Raw genomic sequence first — 7,210 nt, 5'->3', positions numbered from 1 at the left:
AGACGGTGCCGGGGGCCTCGCGGCCCGCCCGTCCGGCACGCTGGCGGGCGGCGGCCAGCGAGGCGCGGACGGTGACCAGCCCGGCGAGCCCGCGGGCGTGGTCGGTGCGCGGTTCGCGGGCGAGCCCGGCGTCGACCACGATCCGTACACCGGGGACGGTGAGCGAGGATTCGGCGACGGCGGTGGCGAGGACGACGCGGCGCCGCTCGGACGGGGTGAGGGCGGCGTCCTGGACGGACAGCGGGGCGCGGCCGTGCAGTTGGAGCACGTCGGCGCCCACCCCGTCCAGCGCGCCGGCCACGCGGGCGATCTCGCCGACGCCGGGCAGGAAGCAGAGCACGTCCCCCGGTCGCTCGGCGAGCGCGCGCCGGACGGTCCCCGCGACGTGGTCGAGCAGCGCCGGGTCGACCCGGGTGCCGTGGGCGGGGCGGACGGCGCGCGGCGGCGGCGCCCAGACCACGTCCACCGGGTGGGACACCCCGTGCGCCTCGACCACCGGGGCGCCGCCGAGGAGTTCGGCCCAGGCCTCGGTGTCGGAGGTGGCGGAGGCGCAGACCAGCCGCAGTTCGGGCCGCAGCGCGGCGCGGACGTCCAGCAGGAAGGCGAGCGCGGTGTCGGCGTCCAGGTGCCGCTCGTGGCACTCGTCCAGGACCACCACGTCCACGCCGGGCAACTCCTGGTCGCGCTGGAGCCGTTGCAGCAGCACGCCGGTGGTGACGACCTCGACCACCGTGGCCGGTCCGGCCCTGCGCTCGCCGCGCACGGTGTACCCGACCCGGTCACCGACGCTCTCGCCGAGCAGCCAGGCCATCCGCCGGGCGGCGGCCCGTACCGCGAGCCGGCGAGGCTCGGCGACCAGCACCCGGCGGGCGGGGCCGTCGGAGAGCAGCCCGGCCAGGGCGAGCGGCACCAGCGTGGTCTTGCCGGTGCCGGGCGGAGCGGCGAGGACGGCGGTGCCGTGCTCGTCCAGCGCGCGGTGCAGGGCGGGCAGGGCGGTGCGGACGGGCAGTTCGCGCCAGGCGGGGCGCAGGGCCGGGTTCGTCAAAGGGGTCAGCCCCGTTCGGTGACGAAGATCGCCGTGCCGGGGATCAGCCGGCCGCGCAGCGGGGACCAGCCGCCCCACTCCTGTTCGAGGCCGGCCGGCCACTCGGGCTCGACCAGGTCGACCAGGCGGAAGCCGGCGCCGACGAGTTCGCGGACCCGGTCGCCCAGGGTGCGGTGGTGCTCGACGTAGGTGGCGCGGCCGTTCTCGTCCTGCTCGACGTACGGGGTGCGGTCGAAGTAGGAGGACATCGCGGTGAGCCCCTCGACGCCGGGCTCGTCGGGGAAGGCCCAGCGGATCGGGTGGGTGACCGAGAACACCCAGCGCCCGCCGGGCCGCAGCACCCGGTGCACCTCGCGCATCAGCCGGTCGGTGTCGGCGCTGAACGGGACGGCGCCGTAGGCGGAGCAGGCGAGGTCGAAGGAGGCGTCGGCGAAGGGCAGGACGGCGGCGTCGGCCTGGACGACGGGGACGGGCTCGGTGCCGCGGGCGAGGTCGATCCGGCGGGAGTGCTGGAGCTGGCGGTAGGAGATGTCCAGCGCGACGGGGCGGGCGCCCCGGGCGGCGAGCCAGCGGGAGCACTGGGCGGCGCCGGCGCCGATCTCCAGCACGTCCTTCCCCGCGACCTCGCCGAGCAGCCGGGCGTCGGCCTCGTCCAGGCCCTCGGGGCACCACGTGAAGCGGTCGTCGCCGAGGAACTCGCCGTGCTCATCCTGGTACTCGTCGGCGTTGCGGTCCCACCAGTGCCGGCTGGCCCGGCTGCTCTCCCCGGCGCCGGCCGTGCGCCGCACCGCGTCGTCGCCGTCCTCCTCGCCGGAGGTGTCGAGATCGTGCAGGTTGGACTGGGGGGTGGTGGCCACGGTGACAATGCCCATCGCGTAGGGTATGGAGTGCGGAAGCGCCGCTGCCGCGAACCGACCCGTCGAGGGCCGGATCCTGGCGGTGGCATCCGGGGACAGGGCCCCTGCGGGCGCCGCCGCGAGGCGCGCAATCGGAGGATATGGCCTGATCCATACCGGGCTCCACCGTCTTGCCGTCCTTGGCATTGACCGTGCCTGGCCGTCCCCGTATGCTACAAGTTGCGCTGCGGGCCTGCGCGCCTCAGACGGAGCAGGTCGCGCTCGCATCTGTCGAAGACCCCACGGTCGCAAGACGGACGCCGGTTCTCGTTGTACGGGAAGCCCGGTGCGCCGTGTTCTTGGCTGTCCGGCTTTCGGTGGGAGCGATACGGGCCCTCCGCGTGGCATTACCTACGACTTTCATGTCCGTACCGGAGCCCTTTTCCTAATGACGAGCCCCACCGACTCCTCCCTCAGCACCACCCCGCAGGTCGCGGTCAACGACATCGGCGACGCGGAGGCGTTCCTCGCCGCGATCGACGAGACCATCAAGTACTTCAACGATGGCGACATCGTCGAGGGCGTCATCGTGAAGGTCGACCGTGACGAGGTTCTCCTCGACATCGGTTACAAGACCGAGGGCGTCATCCCGTCCCGCGAGCTCTCGATCAAGCACGACGTTGACCCGCACGAGGTCGTCGCCGTCGGTGACAACATCGAGGCCCTGGTTCTCCAGAAGGAGGACAAGGAGGGTCGTCTCATCCTGTCCAAGAAGCGCGCTCAGTACGAGCGTGCCTGGGGCACGATCGAGAAGATCAAGGAAGAGGACGGCATCGTCACCGGTACCGTCATCGAGGTCGTCAAGGGTGGTCTCATCCTCGACATCGGCCTCCGTGGCTTCCTCCCGGCCTCCCTCGTCGAGATGCGCCGCGTCCGCGACCTCCAGCCCTACGTGGGCAAGGAGCTCGAGGCCAAGATCATCGAGCTGGACAAGAACCGCAACAACGTGGTCCTGTCCCGCCGTGCCTGGCTGGAGCAGACCCAGAGCGAGGTCCGCCAGACCTTCCTCACCACCCTGCAGAAGGGCCAGGTGCGCTCCGGCGTCGTCTCCTCGATCGTCAACTTCGGTGCCTTCGTGGACCTGGGTGGCGTCGACGGCCTGGTGCACGTCTCCGAGCTGTCCTGGAAGCACATCGACCACCCGTCCGAGGTCGTCGAGGTCGGCCAGGAGGTCACCGTCGAGGTTCTCGACGTTGACATGGACCGCGAGCGCGTCTCCCTGTCGCTGAAGGCGACCCAGGAGGACCCGTGGCAGCAGTTCGCCCGTACCCACCAGATCGGCCAGGTCGTTCCGGGTAAGGTCACCAAGCTGGTTCCGTTCGGTGCGTTCGTCCGCGTGGACGAGGGCATCGAGGGTCTGGTCCACATCTCCGAGCTGGCCGAGCGCCACGTCGAGATCCCGGAGCAGGTCGTCCAGGTCGGCGACGAGATCTTCGTCAAGGTCATCGACATCGACCTCGAGCGTCGTCGCATCAGCCTGTCGCTCAAGCAGGCCAACGAGGCCCTGGGTGCCAACCCGGCCGAGGTCGAGTTCGACCCGACCCTGTACGGCATGGCCGCCTCGTACGACGACCAGGGCAACTACATCTACCCGGAGGGCTTCGACCCCGAGGCGAACGACTGGCTGCCCGGCTTCGAGAAGCAGCGTGAGGAGTGGGAGCGCCAGTACGCCGAGGCGCAGGCCCGCTTCGAGCAGCACCAGGCCCAGGTCATCAAGAGCCGCGAGGCCGATGCCGAGGCCGCTGCCCAGGGTGACGAGGGTGCCGCTGCCGGTGTCTCCGGCGGTTCGTACTCCTCCTCCAGCGACGAGGGCTCGGGCGCCCTGGCCTCCGACGAGGCCCTGGCCGCCCTGCGCGAGAAGCTGGCCGGCGGCCAGAGCTGAGGCTCTCGCCCCCGCTAGCTGACAGCTAGGGAATGGGCCCCACCCGGATTTCCGGGTGGGGCCCATTCGTTTTTCCGTCCCGGCTTTTCCGCTTTCGCTTTCCCGCTTTCGTTTTCCCGTCTCCGTTTCCGCTTCGTCTTTCGCGTTTACTTATGTGTCCTTCATGTGAAGGAAAATGTGAGATGCCGCTCATTGCCCTGCTATAGGTCGAAGTTCGTGTTCCGCCTACATTGAGGGGAGCTGCCCGAAAGGCTCCTCCATGCGCAACCCCTCCTCCGCCGTCCCCTCCGCCGCCGTGGTCGGCGGCCGACTCGCCGCGATCGGCCGGTTCTGCTTCCGCCACCGCCGCTGGGTGCTCGGCTTCTGGGCCGTCGTCCTGGTCGTCGGGGTGCTGATCGGGGGCCGGGTCTTCGAGGGCTCGGTGGCCGGGGCCTCCTCCGCCACCGCCGAGGCCGACCGGGGCACCGCGGTGGTCGCCGCGGCCGACCCGGTCAAGGGCACCGTGACGGCCCTGGTGGACGGCAGGCCGGTGGACGACCCGGCCGTGCGCACCGCCGTCGAGCAGGCCACCGCCGAACTCGCCGCCCTGCCCGGAGTCTCGTCCGCCCAGGACGCCTACGGCCCCGGACCGGGCGCGGCCGCGCTGCGGGCCGACGACGGGACGGCCAGTCTGATCACCGTACGGATGGCCGACACCGCGAGCTCCGCGCAGACCGACGCCGTCACCCACCGGCTCGCCGAGCTGAACGGGACGGGCGGGGCGCACGTCACCGTCGGCGGCGACCTCGTGCTCCAGCAGGAGGTCAAGAAGCAGACCGAACGGGACACCCGCTTCGGCGAGATGGTGACCCTGCCTCTCACCCTGATCGTCATGGTGCTGGTCTTCGGCGGGCTGGCGGCGGCCTCGCTGCCGGTGATCGGGGCCGTCGCCTCGGTGGGCGGGGCACTGCTGGCGATGTTCGGATTCAGCCGGATCATGGACATCGACACCAGCGTGCTGCCGATCGCCACCGTGCTGGGGCTCGGGCTCTCGATCGACTACGCGCTGCTCATGGTGAATCGTTTCCGCGAGGAGCGCGGCCACGGCGCGGGCATCGCGGCCGCCGTCGAGCGCACCGCGGCGACCGCCGGGCGCACCGTCGCCTTCTCCGGGCTGACCGTCGCCGTCGCGCTCTCCGGCCTGTTCGTCTTCACCAGCCCGGTGCTGGGTGCGGTCGCCGCGGCCGGGGTGAGCGTGGTGGTCATCGCCGTCGCCGCCGCACTGACCCTGATCCCCGCGCTGCTCGGCTTCGCGGGCTCGCGGATCAAGGCGCCCGCCGCGCCCGTCCCGGACGAGGGCTTCTTCAGCCGGACCGTCCGCCGGGTGCGCAAGCGGGCGGTACTGGTCACGCTCGCCTCGGTGGCGCTGCTGATGGCGGCCGGGGCGCCGTTCCTCCACGCCGAGATGCGCAGCTCCGGCGCCGCCGTCCTGCCCGCCTCCTCGGCCGGGCGGCAGGTCGCCGAGGCCGTCGACCAGCGCTTCCCGCAGGCCGCGCCCGCGCCCGTCACGGTGGTGGTCCAGGCCGGGGCGCCGGCCGCGCAGGCGTACGCGGACCGGGTGGTCGCCCAGCTGCCCGGGGTGAGCGCCGTGCGGGCGGTGACCCCGGTGAGCGACTCGGTGTCGACGGTGGACGTGCTGGTGCACGGGGACCCGCAGGGCGCCGACGCCAAGCGGGTGGTCGACGAACTGCGGGCCGACCGGGGTGGGCTGAAGACCTACGTCACCGGTGGAGCGGCCTCGGTGGTGGACTTCCAGGACGAACTGCTCTCGCGCGGGCCGTGGGCGCTCGGCCTGGTCGCGGCCGGAACGCTGGTGCTGCTGTTCCTGATGACCGGCTCGGTGGTGATGCCGGTCAAGGCGCTGCTGATGAACCTGCTGTCGCTGGGCGCCTCGCTCGGCGCGCTGACCCTGGTGTTCCAGGACGGCTACTTCAGCGGCCTGCTCGGCTTCAGCCCGACGGGCGGGCTGGAGACCTTCATCCCGGTGCTGGTCTTCGCCTTCGCCTTCGGGCTGTCGATGGACTACGAGGTGTTCCTGCTCGCCCGGATCAGGGAGCTGACCCTGCGGGGGCACGGTTGTGTCCGGGCGGTGGAGCTGGGCGTCCAGCGCAGCGGTCGGATCATCACCTCGGCGGGTCTGCTGATGGTGATCGTCTTCGCGGGCTTCGCGCTCGGGGACATGCTCATGGTCAAGCAGATGGGCATCGCGCTGGCCGTCGCCGTCGCGGTGGACGCCACCCTGGTGCGCTGCCTGCTGGTGCCGGCCGCGATGAGCCTGTTCGGCGAGTTCAACTGGTGGGCCCCGGCGCCGCTGCGGCGGCTGCACCGGCGCTTCGGGTTGAGCGAGCACGTCGAACTGCCGGCGGTGGGGGCCGGGGTGGAGCCTGCGGTGGTCCCGGTGCCCCGTTCGGCGAACGAGCCGATCGCCGAGGACCTGGTGAAGGTCTAGGACGCTCCCGTGACGGCGGCGTACAGCTCGGCGGCGCAGTCCTCGACCGGGAGGCCGGCGGTGTCGAGCACCAGGTGCGCGCGGTCCCAGGGTTCGTACGCGCGGGTCGTGATGGCCGTCCAGTCCGGGAGCGCGAGGCCGGGGACGTCGACGGTGCGCTGCTCGGCCCGGCGGCGGTGCTCGGCGGGGTCGGAGCAGACCGTCTCGGCCTCCAGGCAGCGCACGCCGGCCCGTACGCGACCTCGCGCCAGGCGGTCCGGGTGGCGGCCAGCGGGTTGACCGACTCGGCGATCACGGTGAGGCCCTGGCGCAGGTGGTCCTCGGCCAGCGCGTAGGCGACGGCGTAGCCGACCGGGCCGAGCGGCGGGGCGAGGGCGCCGGAGCGCAGCACCGCCTGCTCGATGGTGTCGACGCGCAGGTGGACGGCGCCGGTCCGGCGCGCCAGGGCACGGGCCAGGGTGGTCTTGCCGGTGGCGGGCAGGCCGCCGAGGACGATCAGCACCGGTCCATCCTGCCGTACCGCCCGTGGTCGGCGACAGGCCGTTCCGGGTTCACGACAGGCGGCCCAGGAGGGCGACCGCGCTGCGCAGTTGGTCCTGTTCGGCGGGGCTGAGGCGGGACTCGATGGCGGTGGCTATGTGGTGTTCGCGCCGGGCGCGCTGGTCGAGCAGGGCGGCGCGGCCTGCCTCGGTGGCGGCGATCAGCTGCTTGCGGCCGTCGGTGGGGTGGGGCTGCTGGGCGACCAGTCCGGCCTCGGTCATCAGGGCGACGGTGCGGGCCATCGACTGGTGTCGGACGCGACGGAGGTCGGCGAGTTCGGCGACGGTGTAGGAGCGGGCGTCGCGCACCAGCAGGCCGAGGACGGCGGCCTGGTTCGGGGGCAGGTCGTCGCCGTCCCG

The 7,210-nt window shown here is 72.5% G+C and carries 6 protein-coding genes and 1 pseudogene; 2 read left to right on the top strand and 5 right to left on the bottom strand.

All coding sequences use genetic code 11. From position 1 onward, the window contains the following. Together J0670_RS24955 and J0670_RS24950 are read right to left on the bottom strand one after the other, a co-directional pair. Positions 1-1,045 (bottom strand): DEAD/DEAH box helicase (locus J0670_RS24955; protein ID WP_243437477.1); only part of this gene is annotated, 1,045 nt, incomplete at its 3' end. A 5-nt stretch (positions 1,046-1,050) separates the two neighbouring features. Then, positions 1,051-1,917, bottom strand: coding sequence for a class I SAM-dependent methyltransferase (locus J0670_RS24950; RefSeq protein ID WP_207813903.1), 867 nt, complete (start codon positions 1,915-1,917; stop codon positions 1,051-1,053). A gap of 412 nt (positions 1,918-2,329) precedes the next feature. Here J0670_RS24950 and rpsA point away from each other — a divergent pair, with 412 nt between their 5' ends. Further along, positions 2,330-3,823, top strand: coding sequence for a 30S ribosomal protein S1 (gene rpsA / locus J0670_RS24945; protein ID WP_207813902.1), 1,494 nt, complete (start codon positions 2,330-2,332; stop codon positions 3,821-3,823). A 259-nt stretch (positions 3,824-4,082) separates the two neighbouring features. Then, entirely contained in the window at positions 4,083-6,311 is a 2,229-nt protein-coding gene (locus tag J0670_RS24940; RefSeq protein WP_207813901.1) for an MMPL family transporter, read from the top strand. Here the strand turns inward: J0670_RS24940 and J0670_RS40615 are convergent. The 3 genes and pseudogenes from J0670_RS40615 to J0670_RS24930 form a co-directional block, all read right to left on the bottom strand. Further along, on the bottom strand, positions 6,308-6,535 hold the full coding sequence (locus J0670_RS40615) for a hypothetical protein (protein WP_374223157.1): 228 nt from the start codon (positions 6,533-6,535) through the stop codon (positions 6,308-6,310). The genes J0670_RS24940 and J0670_RS40615 overlap by 4 nt on opposite strands. A gap of 68 nt (positions 6,536-6,603) precedes the next feature. Next, positions 6,604-6,813 (bottom strand): annotated as a pseudogene (locus tag J0670_RS40610) (AAA family ATPase); the annotation flags it as partial. 49 nt (positions 6,814-6,862) lie between these two features. Continuing rightward, a partial coding sequence (locus J0670_RS24930; protein WP_207813900.1) for a MarR family winged helix-turn-helix transcriptional regulator occupies positions 6,863-7,210 on the bottom strand: 348 nt, incomplete at its 5' end.

Origin of the sequence: Streptomyces sp. FH025 (assembly GCF_017427025.1) — a bacterium.
In the GTDB taxonomy this organism is placed as follows: domain Bacteria; phylum Actinomycetota; class Actinomycetes; order Streptomycetales; family Streptomycetaceae; genus Kitasatospora.
Note: the sequence above shows the minus strand (reverse complement) of the source record. Positions and strands in the feature narration are given on the sequence as shown.